Source organism: Radicibacter daui (assembly GCA_030657355.1).
Taxonomy (GTDB): Bacteria; Pseudomonadota; Alphaproteobacteria; order Radicibacterales; family Radicibacteraceae; genus Radicibacter; species Radicibacter daui.
The window spans coordinates 4,060,331-4,079,075 of record CP131056.1; the positions used below are offsets into that span (position 1 = coordinate 4,060,331).

General features: G+C 64.8%; 17 protein-coding genes. 12 read left to right on the forward strand and 5 right to left on the reverse strand.

The annotated features are described in order from the left end of the window. Positions 1-203: 203 nt before the first annotated feature. The 3 genes from QTL98_RS18945 to QTL98_RS18955 form a co-directional block, all read right to left on the reverse strand. The gene (locus QTL98_RS18945; RefSeq protein WP_445680021.1) at positions 204-1,898 is read right to left on the reverse strand and encodes a cation:proton antiporter domain-containing protein; all 1,695 of its coding nucleotides are present in this window, start codon (positions 1,896-1,898) and stop codon (positions 204-206) included. 128 nt (positions 1,899-2,026) lie between these two features. After that, positions 2,027-4,162, reverse strand: a complete 2,136-nt coding sequence (locus QTL98_RS18950) for a methyl-accepting chemotaxis protein (protein ID WP_445680022.1) — start codon at positions 4,160-4,162, stop codon at positions 2,027-2,029. A 278-nt stretch (positions 4,163-4,440) separates the two neighbouring features. Next, a complete protein-coding gene (locus QTL98_RS18955) occupies positions 4,441-4,821 on the reverse strand; it encodes a RidA family protein (protein WP_445680023.1) in 381 nt (126 codons plus the stop codon). 71 nt (positions 4,822-4,892) lie between these two features. Here QTL98_RS18955 and QTL98_RS18960 point away from each other — a divergent pair, with 71 nt between their 5' ends. After that, a complete protein-coding gene (locus tag QTL98_RS18960) occupies positions 4,893-5,708 on the forward strand; it encodes a TrmB family transcriptional regulator (protein ID WP_445680024.1) in 816 nt (271 codons plus the stop codon). 5 nt (positions 5,709-5,713) lie between these two features. Here the strand turns inward: QTL98_RS18960 and QTL98_RS18965 are convergent, their stop codons facing one another. After that, complete coding sequence (locus QTL98_RS18965) at positions 5,714-6,478, reverse strand: class I SAM-dependent methyltransferase (RefSeq protein WP_445680025.1); 765 nt, start codon at positions 6,476-6,478, stop codon at positions 5,714-5,716. An 81-nt stretch (positions 6,479-6,559) separates the two neighbouring features. Here QTL98_RS18965 and QTL98_RS18970 point away from each other — a divergent pair, with 81 nt between their 5' ends. The 8 genes from QTL98_RS18970 to QTL98_RS19005 all read left to right on the forward strand — a co-directional run bounded on the left by QTL98_RS18970 (position 6,560) and on the right by QTL98_RS19005 (position 13,182). Next, entirely contained in the window at positions 6,560-7,210 is a 651-nt protein-coding gene (locus QTL98_RS18970; RefSeq protein ID WP_445680026.1) for a sulfite oxidase-like oxidoreductase, read from the forward strand. Continuing rightward, positions 7,197-7,700, forward strand: coding sequence for a tetratricopeptide repeat protein (locus QTL98_RS18975; RefSeq protein WP_445680027.1), 504 nt, complete (start codon positions 7,197-7,199; stop codon positions 7,698-7,700). The genes QTL98_RS18970 and QTL98_RS18975 overlap by 14 nt, the downstream gene beginning before the upstream one ends. A 236-nt stretch (positions 7,701-7,936) precedes the next feature. Continuing rightward, positions 7,937-8,941 carry a TRAP transporter substrate-binding protein gene (locus tag QTL98_RS18980; RefSeq protein ID WP_445680028.1) on the forward strand — a complete coding sequence of 335 codons (1,005 nt, stop codon included), beginning with the start codon at positions 7,937-7,939 and terminating at the stop codon, positions 8,939-8,941. Between the two features lie 49 nt (positions 8,942-8,990). Then, complete coding sequence (locus QTL98_RS18985; RefSeq protein WP_445680029.1) at positions 8,991-9,536, forward strand: TRAP transporter small permease; 546 nt, start codon at positions 8,991-8,993, stop codon at positions 9,534-9,536. Further along, positions 9,533-10,828 carry a TRAP transporter large permease gene (locus tag QTL98_RS18990; protein WP_445680030.1) on the forward strand — a complete coding sequence of 432 codons (1,296 nt, stop codon included), beginning with the start codon at positions 9,533-9,535 and terminating at the stop codon, positions 10,826-10,828. The genes QTL98_RS18985 and QTL98_RS18990 overlap by 4 nt, the downstream gene beginning before the upstream one ends. A gap of 25 nt (positions 10,829-10,853) precedes the next feature. Beyond that, on the forward strand, positions 10,854-11,732 hold the full coding sequence (locus tag QTL98_RS18995; RefSeq protein WP_445680031.1) for a polysaccharide deacetylase family protein: 879 nt from the start codon (positions 10,854-10,856) through the stop codon (positions 11,730-11,732). A gap of 6 nt (positions 11,733-11,738) precedes the next feature. Further along, positions 11,739-12,449 carry a GntR family transcriptional regulator gene (locus QTL98_RS19000; RefSeq protein ID WP_445680032.1) on the forward strand — a complete coding sequence of 237 codons (711 nt, stop codon included), beginning with the start codon at positions 11,739-11,741 and terminating at the stop codon, positions 12,447-12,449. Positions 12,450-12,462: 13 nt separating this feature from the next. Continuing rightward, positions 12,463-13,182 (forward strand): aspartate/glutamate racemase family protein, encoded by a 720-nt coding sequence (locus QTL98_RS19005; protein WP_445680033.1) that lies wholly within the window; start codon positions 12,463-12,465, stop codon positions 13,180-13,182. 5 nt (positions 13,183-13,187) lie between these two features. Here the strand turns inward: QTL98_RS19005 and QTL98_RS19010 are convergent, their stop codons facing one another. Further along, positions 13,188-14,858, reverse strand: coding sequence for an adenylate/guanylate cyclase domain-containing protein (locus tag QTL98_RS19010; protein WP_445680034.1), 1,671 nt, complete (start codon positions 14,856-14,858; stop codon positions 13,188-13,190). Between the two features lie 209 nt (positions 14,859-15,067). On the opposite strand from QTL98_RS19010, the gene QTL98_RS19015 reads away from it, so the two are divergent. From QTL98_RS19015 to QTL98_RS19025, 3 genes are read left to right on the forward strand one after another with little or no spacing between them, the layout of a single operon-like run. Next, a complete protein-coding gene (locus tag QTL98_RS19015) occupies positions 15,068-16,012 on the forward strand; it encodes an ABC transporter ATP-binding protein (RefSeq protein ID WP_445680035.1) in 945 nt (314 codons plus the stop codon). Positions 16,013-16,045: 33 nt separating this feature from the next. After that, the gene (locus tag QTL98_RS19020; RefSeq protein WP_445680036.1) at positions 16,046-16,780 is read left to right on the forward strand and encodes an ABC transporter permease subunit; all 735 of its coding nucleotides are present in this window, start codon (positions 16,046-16,048) and stop codon (positions 16,778-16,780) included. After that, positions 16,780-18,744 (forward strand): GldG family protein, encoded by a 1,965-nt coding sequence (locus QTL98_RS19025; RefSeq protein WP_445680037.1) that lies wholly within the window; start codon positions 16,780-16,782, stop codon positions 18,742-18,744. Before QTL98_RS19020 ends, QTL98_RS19025 begins: the two co-directional genes overlap by 1 nt. The last annotated feature ends 1 nt before the right edge of the window (position 18,745 follow it).

The following is an 18,745-nucleotide window of genomic DNA, read 5'->3' on the forward strand; positions in this document are numbered from 1 at the left end:
GGGATGGTTGGGCATGCCCGGAGCTTGCGCCCCGCCTCGCCATCCCTTGCGGAAAACCGCTGGAAGCTTTTCCGGCAAACGGCCCATAAGAAACCGTCGCCGGATGTCGCCATCCGTCGGAAGTGGCGGCTTATAACGCCTGAGCCAAGGCGAGCGCAAGAAGAGTCTTTGGCGGGCTGCCACCCGCTACCGCCCCCACTGCCTCAGTGGGGCTGAAGCTCCAGCGCGTCGCGCTGCTCGTCAAGGCGCTGGCGTACCGTGTCCGGCGGCACGCCGATATCCTCCAGCACCATACCGGCAAGCTGCAGGCTGACCTCCCGCGTCTCCGGCACGGCATGGGTCGCCCCCTGCGCGATCAGCCAGCGCGCCCCCACCTCGTCATGCGCACGGGCCAGCACCGGCAGTTCCGGCCATTCGGCACGGGCGGCGTGGATCAGGGCAGCGTCACTGGCATTGTTCATGGTCAGCACCAGTGCGCGCGCCTCTTCCAGATTGGCCCGTCGCAGAAGATCGAGCCGGGAAGCATCACCATAAAAGACCGGCAGGCCGGAGCGCCGCGCCGCCGCCACCGCCCTGGCATCGAAATCGAGCGCCACATACGGGATCTTCTCCGCCTCCAGCACCGCGCTGACCATCTGCCCGACACGGCCATAGCCGGCAATCACCACATGCCCGGAAAGATGCATGGCACTTGGCGCCAGCGCCATCTGGCGCGCTGTATCCAGCTTGCGGGCGAGCCGCTCGGCAAGCGGCCGCACCAGCGCGGCCACGCCCGGTGTCAGGATCATGCTGAGCGTCACCGCAATTAGCGCCAGTTGGCCCTGCCCGGCTTCCACCACCCCGGCCCCGAGTGCAAGACGAATGGCCACGAAGGCAAACTCGCTCGCCTGCCCCAGCAGCAATCCGGTCTCCAGCGCCACCGGCCGCGGCAGGCGGAAGACCAGCGCCAGTACGACAATCAGCAGCGCCTTGATCAGATAGAGCCCGACAACGGCAAGGGCCACGCGCGCCGGATCGGCCAGCGCGACACTAAAATCCATGTCCATGCCAACGGTGAGGAAAAAGAGGCCCAGCAGCAGCCCCTTGAACGGGCTGACGATGGTCTCGACCTGATGGCGAAACTCCGTCTCCGCCAGCAGGAGGCCGGCGATGAAAGCGCCCAGCGACATGGAAAGCCCGGCCGCGCCGGTCATCAGTGCCGTGCCCAACACCACCAGCATACAGGTGGCCATGAACATGTCGTGGTTGCGCGTCTGCCCCACCATGCGGAAGAGCGGGCGCAGCAGCAGCCGGCCGATGGCATAGATACCGCCGATGACGGCAACGGCCCGCAGCATCGCCATCAACAGCGCAAAACCGGCATTCCCCGCGTCAGGCGCCGCCAGCTGCCCAACGAGAAACAGAATGGGCACCACGGCAAGGTCCTGCAAAAGCAGGATGGAAAACGCGCTCTGGCCAAGCGGCGTTGCCAGCCGGCGCTGCTCGATCAGCAGTTGGGTGACGATGGCGGTGGAAGATAGCGACAGCGACAGGCCCAGCACCACGGCCGCATCCGTCGGTACGCCGGCCAGCCGTGCCGCCCCGGTCAGAGCCAGCGCCGTCAGCACCAGTTGGCTGCCGCCGAGCCCCCACACCAGCCGACGCATGGCGCGCAGGCGGTCGAAGGAAAGCTCAAGCCCGATCATGAACAGAAGGAAGATGACGCCCAGTTCGCCGAAGGTCGCCAGCTCATGCGTCTCGGGGATGGTGACATAGGCAAGCCACGGCATCTCCGGCACCAGCCGGGCAAGGCCGAAGGGGCCGATCAGGCAGCCGAGGGCGAGATAACCCATGACCGGGCTGATACCGGCGCGACTGATCGCGGGAACCAGCAGCCCGGCCACGATCAGAAAAAGCACCAGTTCCTGAAAAATCCCCACCCCTGCCCCCCTGCCGACCGTCGCTTTGCCGCCCTCTAGCCTTAAACCATGCGGGCGCTTCGGGCGGCTACGGTAAAGAGGTTACGGCCGCAGGCGTTTGATTTGCCTCACGCCGTTCGGATTTGGGTGAGGAAGCCCTCCACCTCCTGATGCAGGGTGGCGACAAGGTCCGTCACCCGCGTGGCCCCGCCCAGAACTTCCCGTGCAGAGGTGCCGGTGGCATCGGCCGCCGAACGCACGGAGCGGATGGCGCCGGTTGCCTCCGTGGTGCCGGCCGCAGCGGACTGGGCGCTGGCGGCAATTTCCGCCGTAGCGGAGCGCTGCTCCTGCACGGCATCGGCAATCTCTCCGGCAATGATATCCATGCGGTGAATGAACTCGCTGATGCCGGCAATGGCGCCGACCACATCCTGCGTGGCGGCCTGCATCGCCTTGACCTGCTCGTCGATATCGCCGGTTGCCTTCCCGGTCTGGCCGGCGAGGTTCTTGACCTCCTGCGCCACCACGGCAAAACCCTTGCCAGCTTCGCCCGCCCGCGCCGCCTCGATGGTGGCATTAAGCGCCAGCAGGTTGGTCTGCTCGGCAATGGTGGAGATGAGACTCACCACATCGCCGATGCGCGCCGCCGCCTCGCTGAGGGTGCGGACATTATCATTGGTGCGCTGGGCATTGCTGACCGCCTCGCGGGCGATGCGGGAGGATTCGCCGACCTGCCGGCCGATCTCCGCCACCGAGGCGGACAGCTCCTCGGCCGCGGCGGCCACGGTGTTGACGCTGTCCGTCGCCCGGCCCGCCGCATCGGAGGCCGTGCCGGATTCGCCAGAGGTCTGGGTAGCGGTACCGGCCATGCCCTCTGCCGTTACCTTCATGCCGCGGGCGGCGGCATCCACCTCCCCCACCACACGGGCAACGCTGGCCTCGAAGGCCTCTGCCATGGAAAGGCGGGCCTGCTGGCGCTCCAGCGACGCTTTTTCACGCTCGCCCTCAGCCCGGGCATTGGCGGCTTCCACCTGCCGGGCCGTGTCGCGGAAGACGCCGAGAGCAGACGCCATGGCGCTGATCTCGTCCTTGCCCGCCTCGTTGATCTCGACATCGAGATTGCCGGAGGCGAGGTGCCGCATCGCTTCGGCAAGGCGCGTCAGGCGCCCCACGATGGAGCGGCCGACATAGAAGATGGCGATGATCAGCGCGGCGACGATGGCGGCCACGGCCAGCACCGCCATCAGCGTCTGCCCGGTGCTGACGGCCTTGTCGGCGTCGGCGCTTGCCTTGTCGATGATGCCGTGCGCATCGGCCACAAGGCGGGCAACGACGGCGGAGAGCGTCTCGACCTGGGCGCGGTTGTCACCCAGCAGTGCATCGATTTCGGCAAGGGTTTGCAGTTCGCCCCGGCGCAGCGCCGGCACGCTCCTGTCGCCTTCGCTCACCGACATCATTTGCTCGACGAGCGCGGCAATCTCCTTGCGCCTGGCTTCGTCGGGTACGGAATTCACATTGGCGCGCAGCTTGCCGGACAGGATGGTGATGCGGCTGGCAATGCCGGAGAGCGCATCGATATCCACCTCGTTTTCCGCCTGCCGCAGCGAGGCGGCGATGTCGGTGGCACTGTCGCGCAGCTGGATAAGCTCGCGCTGGGCGACGACATGCTCGTCAAACAGCGTATCCATGATCGGCTGGGCACGATCGGCGATGCCGGGGTCCTTGTTCAGCACCGCGTCATAGAGATTGCCGCCATCATTATCGATGTTGTCATTGATGGCATTGACCTGGTCTGCCAGCGCCGGAAACAGCTTGTCGGTAGCCTGTGCGGCGGTAGCGAGCGCGGCACGCACCGCGTCATGCAGGGCAATGCGCTTCTTCACCAGTTCGTCGAGCGAGACGAGATTGCCGGAGATCGCCTCGACGGCCTTTTGCAGCGCGTCGAGATCGGCCGCCTTGAAGTCGCGCTTCTTGATGCTTTCGATCAGGTCGTGAATGCGCTGGCTGCGCTGACCCAGAAGGGCCGCCTGACTGGCACGCTGCTGATCGCTGCCCGCGGCCGCCAGCACCGGCGCCGCCGCGGCGATGCCGCCGCTGACCTGCGCCAGCTCCTGCGCCTCGCTCATCGCCGGAATGGCAGAGGCGGTCACGATTTCCTGCGCGCCGCGCACCTGGGCATAACCGAACCAGCCCACCAGCGCCGCCAGTACGGACAGCAGCACGACAAGGCCGAAGGCGATAAACAGCTTCACACCGATGCTCATGCCGGCGCGGGCCGGGGCATCTGGGGAAACTTCGGGAAGGGCGGAGTCGGACACGGGGGGCAGCTGGTCTGACACGGGGGGCTCACACCTTCATGCGAAAGAGACGGCCGGTTTTGCCGGCCGGCAGGTCACAGCATGGCGCTTCCTTGCCCCGCAAAGCCGGCGCTTCAGTGCTGCTGAATAGCAGCAACCGGGCGGCTTTATTATTACACTCATCTATCTAATCGGCGGTTTCGGGCAAAGACAACGAGTAAAGCGTTAGGACCCGAACCTTCCGGTCAGGCCAGTGCCGCTACCAGTTCCACTTCCACCAGCATGTCCGGATCGAGAAACGGCTTTACATGCACCAGCGACATGGCCGGCGGTGCCGCCGCGAACACCTCGGCATGAGCCTGGCCAATTGCCTCCCACTGGCTGACATCCACCGTATAGATGCGCGTTTGCGCCACGGTAGCGAGGCTGGCGCCTGCTTCTTCCAGCACCGGGGCAAGCCTCGCAAAGATGGCCCGGGTCTGGGCATAGGCATCCCCCTTGCCGATCACCGCACCGCTCGCATCGGTGGCAGCCGTTGCCGAGACAAAAACCAGCCCGCCGGCCACCGTGGCCCGTGAATAACCCAGTTTCTTTTCCCAGACCGACCCTGACGAAATACGCTGCATGATCTCGCTCCAAATATTTAACTACCATGGTAGTGTATTGCGATGACGGCAGATATGCTAGGGTCCGGTTCATGACCTTGACCTCCCCCATGGATGAGCTGCTGGGCGCCCTTGGCCAGCTCGGTTTCAGCCAGTACGAAGCCCGCGCCTATTGCGCGCTCGCCGCCGGCCCGGCGATGAACGGGCACGAGGTCGCCAGGGCCTCCGGCATCCCGCCCTCCAAGATTTACGAGACGCTGGCGCGCCTTGCCGAAAAGGGGGCTGTTATTGTGCAGCACGCCGACCCGGTGATCTATGCCGCCAGCCCGCGCGATGCAGTCCTCCACGCGGCCAAAGCCAAATTCGAGCGGGCGCTGAGCACAGCAGAAGCAGGGCTGAAAGAGCTGCCGGCGCGCAGTGAAAGCAGCCAGATCTGGTCCTTGAAGGAACGGGACGCCGTGCTGGCCGCGACGACCGGCATCGTTGGCGCCGCCCGCCGGTCAGTCTTTGCGGCCGTATGGCAGCAGGAGCTGGACGCCGCAGGACCAGCGCTGGAGGCCGCCAGCCGGCGCGGCTGCACGGTCCATGTCGCGATCTATGGCACCGCTACGCTAGACGGCCCGCGCAGCTACGACCTCAGCCTGTGCGGCCAGAGCGCGGTAGAGCGGCTCGCCGGACGGCGGCTGACGGCTTTTGTTGCCGATGAGGCTGAAACGCTGGTGGCCGAATTTCGCGCCGACGGCAGCGTCGAGGCGGTGCGCACCGCCAATCCTGTCATCGGCCTGCTGACGATTGAGTACATCAAGGCCGACATTCTCGGCCGGCTGCTCATCAACGATCTGGGCAATGACCGCTTTGAAGAGTTGCGACGGGGCGAAAGCCTGATGGATGCCCTGCTGCGCTCCTGAGTCGGTCAGCCACGCCGGCCGGAGACCAGCCATAGCCGCATCGGCACCTCGTCACGCTCCTTGCCGTCCTGCACCCCGGCAACAGCGGAGGCGGCACTTTCAAGCCCCACCCCCATCCAGGAAGACAGCAGAGCCGGCAGCAGTTTGCGGGCAACTGGCATCATGAAGTCCACGGCCTCTCCGCGCACCGCGACAAAACCGGCGGCGTGCAAACTGTCGAGCCATTCCGGCGTGATGCCGGTGGGGGCACCGGGCCAGCCGGGCCGGCGCCGCGATTCCAGCAGGGAAGCACGCTCGGCAAAACTGCCCGGCAGGGCAAGCGGGGTCACCGCGACGGCTGCCAGGCAGCCCGTCTCCACAAGGGAGCGGCGCGCCAGCTGGGCGCTGAGGGCGCCTTCCGGTGTCAGCCCGTCCCAGCGCGCGCCGGTGCAAACGAGATCGTAGGCTCCTTCATCTTGCGCTTCCGGGCCGCTGCCGACCCGGTAATCGACATAGACATCGAGCTCCCGGTCCCGCCGGCCGGCAAGATCAAGCTGGGCTTCATCCGGGCCGATGGCCGTTACATAGCAGCCGCGAGCAGCGAAGCCGCGCGCAAGCCGGCCGGAATGGGTGGCAAGCTGCAGCACACGCTGGCCAGCCCTGGCAAGATCACGGTCCCGCGCCAACCGGTCGAACAGGAAGGCCGGCAGATCGGGCAGAGCCCGCTCCTGCGATGCCGGTAACGGCACCTCAACCTCGGTAAACTCCACGTCAGTGGCCTGGTCGCTCATGATTGCCTACACTATCTCGCGTGATGCGCCGCTTGCGGGCAGCCTCTGCCCCTCGCCCCACCACCCTCTAGGAGAGCAAGCGTGCTCGGCAAGATCAAATCCAAGCTGATTGAAAGCAAAGAGGCCTGGTCGCGCGAAGGCCGGCTGCTGACCGGGGAGGATGGCCGCTCGGATAGTCGCCTGCCGCCGGGCCAGCGGCTCGTCAAACAATGGCCGGTGCTGGACCTTGGCGTCCATCCCGAAGTGCCGCAGGCACGCTGGCGCCTTGAGGTGGACGGGCTGGTGGCAAACCCGCTGGTGCTCGACTGGCAGGGCCTCCAGCAATTGCCGCAGAGCCAGCAGCGCTGCGATATCCACTGCGTCACCTCCTGGTCCATGTTCGACACCGACTGGCGCGGCGTAAGCGCCCGTGACCTGCTGGCCGCCGTGCAGCCCTTGCCCTCGGCGCGGCATGTGGTTCTGCACGCCTTCGATGGTTACACCACCAATGTGTCGCTCGAGGTTTTCAGCGCACCGGATGCCATGATCGCCACCCATTTCGGCGGCGAACCGCTGACGAAGGAACACGGCGGGCCGGTACGCATGCTGGTGCCACAATATTATCTCTGGAAGTCAGCAAAATGGCTGAGCCGTATCGAATTCGTGGCCGAGGATAGACCCGGCTTCTGGGAGGTGCGGGGTTATCACAATGAGGCCGACCCTTGGCTGGAGCAGCGTTATGACTGGCAATAAGCCGTTTTTTCTCGTCCTCGGTGCTGCGGCGCTGGTGCTTGGGCTGGCGGTGACCAGCCCGGCCCATGCCATGCTGAGCGGCACCATGGCACCCGCAAACAGCGACGGCTCCATGCCGACCCCGCCCTCGACCGGCATGCCGGACCTCGACGAGGTGCAGAAGCTGGTGATGGATGGCAAGTTCGAGGTGGCGCTGCCCAAGCTGGCCGTGCTGGACCAGCAACATCCCGACAACGCCGATATCAAGAACATGATCGGCTTCAGCTATCGCAAGCTCGGCCAGTACGACAAGGCGCTGGGCTATTATCTGCAGGCCCTGCAGATAAACCCCAACCATGCCGGCGCGCTGGAATATCTGGGTGAGCTTTATGTCGAAACCGGCGATGCCGACCGGGCGGCCCAGATGCTGACCCGGCTTGACGAGCTCTGCCAGCAGACCACCTGCCCGCAGCGGGACATGCTGGAAGAGGCCATCAAGAACAAGAAGTGATGCCGCAGGGCACCCGCTGCCCGCCTCGTTTCAGATCTGTAGTTTTTGCGAAAGCGCGCCGGAGCCCTTGCCCGGCGCGCTTTCCTTTTAGGCCGCCACGAAGATCCTCCGAAAAACTGGCACGGCGCTTGCGGAGAAGCAGCCTGATCGTCACTAATGCACAAAAATATAATAATTGTGCACAATTTGGCGGCGGTCAGAGATCAAAGCGGATGCATTCACTCTGGGAGAGCACAATGACGATGCCATCGTTCCGATCCCTGGCGGCAGGCGCCCGGGCTGCAATTCTGGGTCTGGCGCTTGTTTCTCCGGTCGCCGCGGCCCATGCCACGGAGCTGCAGATGGCCTCCGGTTATCCGGATGCCAATTTTCTGACCAAGACTGTCCGCGGCTTCATCGACGATGTCGATGCCCGCACCAAGGGCGAGCTCAAGATCACCCTCCACAACAACCAGACGCTGGTAAAGCTGCCGGATATGATCCGCGCGGTGCAAACCAACCAGGTTGCGCTCGCCGATGTGCGCCTCGGCAATTACGGCAATGTCGATCCCGTCTACGTCGTGGATGCCATCCCCTTCCTCGCCGGTGACTATGCCTCGGCGCTGAAGCTCTGGGGGGCTTCCAAACCCTACCTCACCAAATCCTTCGCCGACCGTGGCCTGACGGTGCTGTTTGCGATGTGGAACCCGCCGCAGGGCTTCTTCAGCCAGAAGCCGCTGACCTCGGCTGAGGATTTCACCAGCTTCAAGATGCGCATCTACAGTTCCGAGACCCGCCGGATGGGCCAGCTGCTCGGTGCCGAGCCCAAGGAAGTGCCGTTTGCCGAAGTGCCGCAGGCCTTCTCTACCGGCCTCATCAACGCGATGTTCACCTCGCCGCAGACCGGCATCGACACCCAGGCCTGGGACTTCACCAGGAACCTGACGATGGTGGGGGCGCTCTTCACCAAGCAGCTCGTTTCCATCAACACCGATGTCTTCAACGCCCTGCCCAGGGATCAGCAGGACGCCGTGATGGCGGCTGCCGCTGCTGCGGAGAAAAACGGCTTTGAGCTGATGAAGTCACTGGCCGAGGAGCAGCTGACGCTCATCAAGAGCAAGGGCATGGATGTCAGCGCCGCCAACCCGGCCGTCATCGAGGCCCTCAAGAATGTCGGCACGCAGATGACTGCCGACTGGAAGGAAAAGGCAACGCCCGAGCAGGTCAAGGTGCTGGACGACTACGCCGCCCTCACCAACTGACCCTGCATTCCGGTTCTGACCGAAGATGAGGAGCGGCGCGCCAGCGTCGATGACGGACATGAAACTGATATCCACCATCGCTGGCGTGATCGCCGCCCTGTGCATGGCGGCGATGGCGCTCCTCCTTCTGGCCGAGATCGTCCTGCGGCCCTTCGGGGTTCTGGTGCCCTCGGCCGACGATTTCACCACCTTCCTCATGATCGGGGTCGGCTTCTTCGGCTTCGTGCATGCCTTCCATGAAGGAGCGCACGTGCGGGTGGATCTGCTCTTCCGCCACCTGCCTGCCCGCCTGCAGCACGGGTTGCAGGTCGCCAGCCTGTTTCTGGCTGCATTGCTGCTGGCCGGCCTCGCCATCGGCAGCGCCGAGATGACCTGGGCAGCCCATCGTTTTCATGACGTGACCGACACCCTGATCCCGGTGCCGATGGCCCTGCTTTTGGGCAGCGCCACGCTCGGCCTCGGTCTCTTTACCCTGCTCTGCCTGTGGTCGGTCCTCAGGAGCCTTGCCGGCGGGGCCATAACCTTCGCGGTGGGCGAAAAGGAAGAAGCCATGGCCCTTGCCCGCGCCAGCGACACCGAAGGAGAGCTGGCATGAGCTTCATCGCCTTCCTGGCCCTCATCCTTCTGCTGGGCATCCTGCTGGCCGCCGGCTTCTGGATCGGACTTGCCATGCTGCTCAGCGGTATTGCCGGCCTCCTTATGTTCGGTGCCCCCAACGTCACCGGCCTTGCCTCCAGCACCGTCTTCGCCGCCATCAATTCCTGGCCGCTCACAGCGCTGCCGCTCTTTCTGCTGATGGGGGAGATCCTCTCCCGCTCGCGCCTGTCGGAAGATCTCTTTCGGGGGCTATCCCCGCTGGTGCGCTGGCTGCCGGGCGGGCTGCTGCACGTCAACATTCTGGGCTGCGGGCTGCTGGCCGCCATCGTCGGCTCTTCCGGCGTGTGCTCGGCCACTGTCGGACGCATGTCGCTGCCGGAGCTGAAGCGCCGGGGTTATGACGAATCGCTTTCCATCGGCACCCTTACCGGCTCCGGCACGCTCGGGCTGCTCATCCCGCCCTCGATCATGATGATCGTCTACGGCACCGTCGGGCAGGTTTCGATCTCAAGGCTGTTTCTGGCCGGCGTGCTCCCCGGCCTCATCATGATGCTGCTTTTCATGGCCTATGTGGCGGGGCGCTCACTCCTCGCCGGACGGGGCCAGGCACCGAAGGTAAAAGACGAGCCGACCAGCTGGCGCGATCTGCGCCGGGTGGTGCCTCCCATCGCGCTGATCCTGCTTGTCATAGGTTCGATCTATGCAGGCTTCGCGACACCAACGGAATCGGCGGCCATCGGGGTTGCCGGTGCTGTCGCCCTCGCTGCCACCGGCCGTACGCTCACCGCGCGCATGCTGACCGGCAGCCTGATGGCGGCCGTGCGCAGCACGGCGCTGATCATGTTGATCATTGCCGGCGCCGCCGTGCTGTCTGCCGCGCTCGACTATGCGCAGATCCCGCGCGCCGCCGCCGAACTTGTGGCCGAGATGCAGCTGGGCCCGGCCGCCCTCTTGCTGGCGCTCACCATCCTTTACCTCATCCTCGGCTGCTTTCTCGAAGGCGCCTCGATGATTGTACTGACGGCTGCGGTGGTGCTGCCGATGGTAAAGGCCGTGGGCATCGACACCGTGTGGTTCGGCATCTTCGTGGTGATCATGGTGGAGCTTGCTCAGATCACCCCGCCTGTCGGCTTCAACCTCTTCATCCTGCAGGCCATGACGGGCCGCGACATTGGCGTCGTCACCCGGGCCTCGATGCCGTTTTTCTTCGTGATGCTGCTGAGCGTGGCGCTGTTTGCCGCTTTCCCGCAGCTCGTCCTCTTCCTGCCCGAGCAGATGATCGGCAGATAATCCGGCGGATAACAGGTTATAAAAAATGAGAGACTTTCTGGGTTACGCCAACAAGCTGCCGGATATTCGCTGGCCGGAAGGCAAGCGCATCGCCGTGTCCTTCGTGCTCAATTTCGAGGAAGGATCGGAATTCGCCATTGGCGACGGCGATGATCGCAATGAGGCGGTCTACGAGGTGATCGACCGCATCCCGACCGCCGACCCCTGCATCGAATCCCATTTCGAGTACGGCACCCGTGTCGGCTACTGGCGCATTGCCGAACTTTTCGATGCTTTCCACGGCCATATGACGGTCAGCGCCTGTGGACGGGCTGTCGAGCGCTCGCCCTGGCTGGTCCAGGATGCCCACCGCCGCGGGCATGAAATCTCCGCCCATGGCTATCGCTGGGAAAGCCACGCCAACCTGACGGTGGAAGAGGAAAAGCGCCGCATTGAACGTACCCGCAAGGCCATTGAGGATGCCGTGGGCGAGCCGCCGGTCGGCTGGCATACCCGCTCTGCCAGCAGCCCCAACACCCGGCGCCTGCTGGTCGATGCCGGCTTTCTCTATGACAGCGACGCCTATAACGACGACACACCCTATTTCGTCGAGGTCGGCGAAAAACGGCACCTCGTGCTGCCTTATGCCTTCGACACCAACGACATGCAGTTCCAGAACACACAGCGGCTGGCGACGGGACACGACTTCGCCGACTATGTGTGCGATGCCTTCGACTGGTTGTGGCGCGAGGGGGAGAGCATGCCGCGGATGATGTCCATCGGCCTGCACCTGCGCATGATCGGCCGGCCGGGACGCATCGGCGCGCTTGAGGCGATCCTGCAGCACATGGCCGGCAAGGGCGGTGCCTGGATCACCACACGCAGCGCCATCGCACACCATTGGCTGGCGGCAAGCCAGGGCTGAAACGAGATGTCGAAGACCATCAGCGAAGAAGAGATCTACACTCTCCTGTCACGCCTGCTGCTGGCCGGACAATTGCCGCCCGGCACCAAGCTGGTGGAGCAGAAGATCGCCGGGCTCTTCGGCGTTTCGCGGGAGCGGGTGCGCAAGGTTATCCACCGGCTGGGCTATGAACGCCTGCTGGATCTCGTGCCCAATCGCGGCGCCTTCGTTGTCGACCCCAGCCTTGAGGAAGCACGCCGGCTCTACGAAGCCCGGCGCATTCTGGAAGGTGGCATCGTTCTGCGCCTTGCCGACAGCTGGTCGAGCCAGCAGGACCGGATGCTGGCCGATTATATGAAGCAGGAAGAAGCAGCCGCCGCTGCCGATGATCGCCCGCTTTCCATCAAGCTTTCCGGCGGCTTTCACATGCTGCTCGCTTCCATGACCGGCAGCGATCTTATCGAGCGCCAGATGCAGGAACTGGTGAGCCGCACGGCCATGCTGGTCGCCTTTTATGAGCCGGGCTCTGCTTCCACCTGCGGGTGCGAGGAACATCAGTCCATCGCCACCGCCCTTGGCCGGCGCGATGGCGGCGCTGCGGCGCGCTGCATGTGCACGCACCTTTCCCTCATCGAGACGCGTCTGCGCCCGGTACGCACGGACAAGGCCGGCAGCGATCTTGAAAGCATACTCGGCCGCGAAATCGAGCTGCTGATAGCTCCGGCCAGTCCCGGCTGACGAAAGCCTCCCGATGCGGCTCCTGCTGATCAACCCCAACTGCTCTGCCGACATGACGGCCCGCATCGCCGACGGTGCACGCGCACGCCTTGCCCCGGATGTTGAGGTTGAAGCGATGACGGCGAGCTTTGGCGGCGACGTCATCGCCTCGCGCGCCTCCTATGCCATTGCCGGCCATGCAGCACTCGACTGCCTTGCCCGTGCCGGTGCCGGATTCGACGGCATTCTGCTGACCTGCTTCGGCGACCCGGGGCTGGAGGCACTCCGCGAGGTCAGCGGCGCTCCCGTCGCCGGCCTGCTGGAGGCCTCGCTGGAAGTCGCCTGCCGGACCGGCAAAGCCTTTGGCATCGTGACCGCCGGCGCCCTGTGGCGTGACATGCTGGAGGAGCGGATCGGCCCCACCGCCAGGCCACTCTATCGGGGCACCGAGATCCTCAATCTCAGTGGCCTTGCCATCAGCCGCGATCCGGAACTCGCCGCCCCCGCCATCGGCGCCGCTTGCCGCCAGCTGCAAGGGGCCGGCGCCGAAGTGATCATTCTGGGCGGGGCGGCGATGATCGATCTCGCGAAGAACCTGCCGCCCGACCTGCTTCTGATCGATTGCCTGTCGGCCGGGCTGACGGCGTTGCAGGAGAGAACCAGCGCCGACACCACTACCGCACGAGCCCCGCAGAGCTTCATTAGCAGTCAGGGACTTTCCCCCGCGCTCGCCACTCTCCTTGCCGGAAACTAGACGGCTCAGGCGGCGATTTCAGGCAGCAGGCTCGCTTTGGTGACAGAACGTACGGCAAGCGTTTCCGTACGCCCCCGTACGGCAACATCATGCGCCGGATAATGCATCAGGCTGACATCGGCCCGGCTTGCCACCACCTCGCTGACGATCAGCTCCACCCCCAGTTCCTTGGTCTGGGATTCGAGCCGGCTGGCGGTATTCACCACATCGCCGATGGCGGTCAGCGTGACGGCGGTGGAATGGCCCATCTGGCCGACGATCACATGGCCCATATGAATGCCGATGCCGAAGGCCAGCGGCTCGGAAAGATCGTCGGCAAGTGACTGGTTGAGTTCTGCCAGCGCCACCGACATCGCCCGCGCCGCCTTCAGCGCGTCGCGCGCGCCCTGCTCCGGTCCCGATTGCAGGCCGAAGAGCGCCATGATCCCGTCGCCGATGAATTTGTCGATATGGCCGCCGGCATCGGTAATCGCCTCGCCCATGGTGGCGAAATAACGGTTGAGCAGGAACACGACGTCATAAGGCAGCTTCTTTTCCGACAGCTTGGTAAAACCGCGGAGATCCGCAAAGAGAATGGCAATTTCCATCTCCTGCCCGTCGCTTTTCATGCTGGCTTCACGCATCGCGCTGCGCAAATCGCCGCCCGGCTGCAGCAGCGGCATCACTTCCAGATCGCGCGTCGGCCGCACCTGGCAGGCAAGGCGCACCCAGGGCGGCGCCGAGATGCGGCGCAGCACCTGCGCTTCCAGTGCGCTTGCCGCCGGCAGCAGGTCGCCGCCCCGCCCCACCCGCACCCGGCAGGTAGAGCAGCGCGCCTTGCCACCGCACACCGAAGCATGCGGCACCCCGGCGGCAAGGCTCGCCTCCAGAATGGTGCCGCCGCGTGGCAGCGAGATGATGCGGCCGTCCGGATAGGTCAGGCGAATGCTTTTGCCGTGGCGCAGGATGAGCATGTGGAGGGTGCGGGCCACCAGCAGCGCGGCAAGAATGGCAACGACCGTCAGGCGCATCTCCAGCGTTGCCTGCCGGACAAAAGCCTCCAGCGGTGCACCAGCATAGTGGATGCCGGCTGCCAGCGCCGAAATCCAGCCCGGGACTTTGGCAAGGGCAATCACATCACGGGCGCTTGCCAGATATCCGCCGGCAGCGGCAACCGGCAGCGCGACGGCAAAAGCCAGCAGCCACGGAGCCACGCCGGGCCACCAGCTTTTGGTACGCAGCCAATAACCAAGCCCGATACAGGCATGCCCCCACGCCACGAACAGCAGCGCCAGATGCAGGATCGCCTTCCACAGCGGCCCCGCCACCCAGTAGGAGGTGAGCACATAGGCATAAGTCGGCTGAAGCCCGTAACCCAGACGCCCACCGGCCGTGCTCATCAGATGTTCGGCCAGCAGCAGCGGAATGGCGATGCCGAGGCTCAGCTGCATCCATTGCCACACCGGCATGGAAAGGCGCCGCCGACGCAGGGTAATGACGAGGGCAAGCGTGAAATGGGTAAGCGCGGCAATGCCGAGCGTCGCCGTTCCGACCCAGGTCAGCCAGAACGCCATGAAGTAGGGGCGCGCGGCTTCCATTAGATCGAGCGAAATAACGCCAAGAGAATGATTTATCAGATGCCCCAGCACATAAGCAAAGAGCACTAGACCCGCTATCGAATGCACGCGCCGGAGCATCTATTTATCGCCACCCGTCAATTCGCCGCAGGACCTTCAAGGGGTCTCGCCATGATTCTGCCTTGTTCTCCGATTGAAAGACTAGCAGTTTTCACCGCTCGCCCTGTCTTGGGGAAGACAGGGCAGGCGGCTGGAACCGCAACCGGAAGGCAGGATCCGGGTCCATCGAGTTTCGGCTCAACCAAGGCAAAACAAATGGGTCTCGCCCGATGATTGAGATAGACGGACTCACCAAGAAATTTGGCCAATTTCTGGCGGTCGACAATATCAGCCTGACCGTACCGAAAGGCGAAGTTCTCGGTTTCCTCGGCCCCAACGGTGCCGGCAAGTCAACGACGATGAAGATGGTCATGGGTTTCCTGCCGCCGACCAGCGGCACCGCGCGCCTGTGTGGCCACGACATCCTGACCGACGGGCTCGCCGCCCGCGCCATGGCCGGATACCTGCCGGAAGGCGCACCGGCCTATTCCGACATGACGCCGATCGGCTTTCTCAAATTCGCTGCCGAGCTGCGCGGCCTTTCCGGCGCCGCCCGCGACAAGGCCATAGAGCGCGCCATGGAGCAGACACAGATCGGCGAGGTTCGCCTCCAGCCGATCGAAACGCTCTCCAAGGGCTTCAAGCGCCGCGTCGGCCTCGCGCAGGCGCTGCTGCATGACCCGGCCGTACTCATCCTCGACGAGCCGACCGACGGCCTCGACCCCAACCAGAAGCACGAGGTGCGCCGCCTGATTGAAGGCATGGCCGCCGACAAGGCGATCATCATCTCCACCCACATTCTGGAAGAGGTGGATGCCCTGTGCACCCGCGCGGTCATCATCGCGCAGGGCCGCCTGCTGGCCGATGCCCGGCCGGAAGAGCTGCATGCCATGGCGCCCGGCCACAACAATGTGAGCCTGCTGCTGCCTGAGGCGCAGGCCACCACGGCCGAAACTGCGCTGGCCGCGCTGGCCGGCGTGGAGCGGGTAGAGAAGACGTCCGCCGACGGCGCTGCGCGCCTTGTCGTCGTGCCGCAGGGCCGCGCCAGCATCGTGGCGGCCGTCACCGAGGCGGTGCGCAGCGGCGGCTGGTCGGCTGCCGACATCACGGTCGACCAGGGCCGCCTTGAGGATGTGTTCCGCCACATCACCCTCGACACTCACCGCGCCGCCTGACGCGAAGCCCCATTCACGGGAAAGCCGCCTTACATGAACAAGACGCTAGCCGTATTCAAACGCGAGCTGGCCGGCTACTTCGCAACGCCGGTCGCCTACGTCTTCATCACCATCTTCCTTGTCCTCTCAGGTGCCCTCACCTTCATGATGGGCAACCTCTTGGGGCGTGGACAGGCTGATCTCCAGCCCTTCTTCAACTTCCACCCCTGGCTCTATCTGGTGCTCATCCCCGCGATTTCGATGCGGCTGTGGGCGGAAGAGCGCAAGAGCGGCACCATCGAGATGCTGCTGACCCTGCCGCTTACCCAGTGCCAGGCCGTGGTCGGCAAGTTCCTTGCCGCCTGGGCCTTCACTGGCATTGCCCTCGCCCTCACCTTCCCGGTGTGGATCACCGTCAATGTGCTGGGCGGGCCGGATAACGGCGTCATCTTCGCCGGTTATATCGGCAGCCTGCTGATGGCAGGCGGTTACCTCGCCATCGGCTCGGCGCTCTCGGCCATCACCCGCAACCAGGTCATCGCCTTCGTGCTGACCGCAGCCGTCGCCTTCGTCTTCACCGTGGCGGGCACGCCGATGGTGCTGGACTTCTTCTCGGGCTGGGCTCCGGCCGCGCTGGTCTCGACCGTCGCCTCGCTGTCGATCATGACGCATTTCCAGGCCATCCAGACCGGCGTGCTCGATCTGCGCGACCTCATCTACTTCGTCACGCTGATCGCCCTCTTCCTCTATGCCAACGCCCTCATTCTCGATCTGCGGAAGGCCGACTGATGCTAAGCACACCCGCTTCGCGCGCTCTCGCCGCCGCCAGTCTGGCCGGCGTGCTGTTCGTCTCCACCCAGCTGGTCTCCGACGGGCTCTTCAAGGGCGCCCGGCTGGATCTGACCCAGCGCCATCTCTATTCGCTGGCTCCGGCTACCAAAGAGGTTCTTGGCAAGCTCAAGGACCCGATCACGCTGCGCTTCTTCTATTCCAAGAGCCTTGGCGAGGCCGCGCCGAACTATGGCGTTTACGCCAACCGTGTAAAGGAACTGCTGGAAGAACTCGCCGGCGCTTCGGACGGCAAGATCAAGCTCGAGATCTATGATCCCGAGCCCTTTTCCGCCGAGGAAGACCGGGCCAATGCCTATGGCTTGCAGCCCGTCCCCGTCGACCAGACCGGTACGAACGCCTATTTCGGGCTCGTCGGCACCAACATGACGGATGACGAGCAGGCCATCCCCTTCTTCCAGCCGCAGGAAGAAGGGTTCCTGCATTACGACCTCACCAAACTGGTCTACCAGCTCGCCAATCCGGAAAAGCCGCAGATCGCCGTCATCAGCGGCCTGCCGATTGCCGGCGGTCCGCCCAACATGCAGGGCCAGGCAACGCCGCCCTGGCAGATCGACAAGGAATTGCAGGCCGTCTTCGACGTGCATGAGCTGGGCGGGGATGTAGACAGCATCGACCCCAAGACCACCAAGGCGCTTCTGCTCATCCACCCGCAAGGCCTTTCCGAGCAGACCCAGTACGCCATCGACCAGTATGTGCTGAAGGGCGGCAAGGCGATGGTGATGCTCGACCCGCTGAGCGAGGCCGAGCAGCGCATGCAGCAGCAGCCGGGCGGCGATCTCTCCTCGCATCTCGACAAGCTGCTCAAGGCCTGGGGCGTGGAGATGGAGCCGGGCAAGCTGGCCGCAGACGCCGACAACGCCCAGCGCGTGCAAGTGATGCAGGGCGGACGCCCGGCGGTGACCGACTATGTGCTGTGGATGGGGCTCAAGGCGCAGAATTTCGCCAGCGACGACCCGGCAACGGCGGATATCGACACCGTCAATCTGGCCACCGCCGGCGTACTCAACCCGGTCAAGGGCGCGACCACGACCTTCAAGCCCATCGGCTACACCTCGCCCGACAGCGAGGAGGTCGATGCGGCCGAGGCGATGTTCCAGCCTGATCCGGCCAAGCTGCTGAACGAGTTCAAGCCGGGCGGCAAGCCGCTTACCATCGCGGCCCGCGTGACCGGGGAAGCCACAAGCGCCTTCCCCGACGGCCCGCCGCCGCCGAAGAAAAAAGAGGCCGATGCCGCAGGCAAGGCACCGGATGCCGCCGCCGATGCGGCGACCGCAGCCAACGAAGCCAAGGCCAAGGCTGACTTCGTCAAGGACGGCAAGATCGAGGTTCTGGTTTTTGCCGATACCGACATGCTGCGGGACGAGTTCTGGATACAGACCCAGAACTTCTTCGGCTCGCAGGATGTGACGCCGATTGCCAGCAACGGCAATCTCGTGGTCAGCGCCATGGAGCATCTCTCCGGTGCGCCCGACCTCTCCAGCCTGCGCGGTCAGGGCCTGTCGGCCCGGCCCTTCACGGTGATCGACAGCCTTACCCGCAAGGCCGAGGCGCGGTATCGCCAGACCGAGAACAAGCTGGAGCAGGACCTCAAGGACACCCAGTCCAAGCTCACCGCCTTGCAGAAGGGCACCTCGGGTGACGATGCCAAGAAGGGTGTGCTGACGGGCGACCAGCAGAAGGAACTGGATAGCTTCCGGGGCAAGGTGCTGGAAATCCGCACCCAGCTGCGCGACGTCCAGCGCAAGCTGCGAGAGGATATCGAGCGGCTGGGAAGCTGGGTGAAGTTCGTCAACATCGCCCTCGTTCCCATCCTCGTCGCCGTGACCGCCATCGGGCTCGGCCTGCTGCGCTCCAACCGCCGCCGCCGTGTGCGGGGCGACCGCGCCGCCAAGGGCCAGTGAG

Coding starts and splice junctions, on each gene's coding strand:
- QTL98_RS18950 (WP_445680022.1), bottom strand. CDS start 4,162: ATGAGCATCGGTGTGAAGCTGTTTATCGCCTTCGGCCTTGTCGTGCTG.
- QTL98_RS18955 (WP_445680023.1), bottom strand. CDS start 4,821: ATGCAGCGTATTTCGTCAGGGTCGGTCTGGGAAAAGAAACTGGGTTAT.
- QTL98_RS18960 (WP_445680024.1), top strand. CDS start 4,893: ATGACCTTGACCTCCCCCATGGATGAGCTGCTGGGCGCCCTTGGCCAG.
- QTL98_RS18965 (WP_445680025.1), bottom strand. CDS start 6,478: ATGAGCGACCAGGCCACTGACGTGGAGTTTACCGAGGTTGAGGTGCCG.
- QTL98_RS18975 (WP_445680027.1), top strand. CDS start 7,197: ATGACTGGCAATAAGCCGTTTTTTCTCGTCCTCGGTGCTGCGGCGCTG.
- QTL98_RS18980 (WP_445680028.1), top strand. CDS start 7,937: ATGACGATGCCATCGTTCCGATCCCTGGCGGCAGGCGCCCGGGCTGCA.
- QTL98_RS18985 (WP_445680029.1), top strand. CDS start 8,991: ATGACGGACATGAAACTGATATCCACCATCGCTGGCGTGATCGCCGCC.
- QTL98_RS18990 (WP_445680030.1), top strand. CDS start 9,533: ATGAGCTTCATCGCCTTCCTGGCCCTCATCCTTCTGCTGGGCATCCTG.
- QTL98_RS18995 (WP_445680031.1), top strand. CDS start 10,854: ATGAGAGACTTTCTGGGTTACGCCAACAAGCTGCCGGATATTCGCTGG.
- QTL98_RS19000 (WP_445680032.1), top strand. CDS start 11,739: ATGTCGAAGACCATCAGCGAAGAAGAGATCTACACTCTCCTGTCACGC.
- QTL98_RS19005 (WP_445680033.1), top strand. CDS start 12,463: ATGCGGCTCCTGCTGATCAACCCCAACTGCTCTGCCGACATGACGGCC.
- QTL98_RS19010 (WP_445680034.1), bottom strand. CDS start 14,858: ATGCTCCGGCGCGTGCATTCGATAGCGGGTCTAGTGCTCTTTGCTTAT.
- QTL98_RS19015 (WP_445680035.1), top strand. CDS start 15,068: ATGATTGAGATAGACGGACTCACCAAGAAATTTGGCCAATTTCTGGCG.
- QTL98_RS19020 (WP_445680036.1), top strand. CDS start 16,046: ATGAACAAGACGCTAGCCGTATTCAAACGCGAGCTGGCCGGCTACTTC.
- QTL98_RS19025 (WP_445680037.1), top strand. CDS start 16,780: ATGCTAAGCACACCCGCTTCGCGCGCTCTCGCCGCCGCCAGTCTGGCC.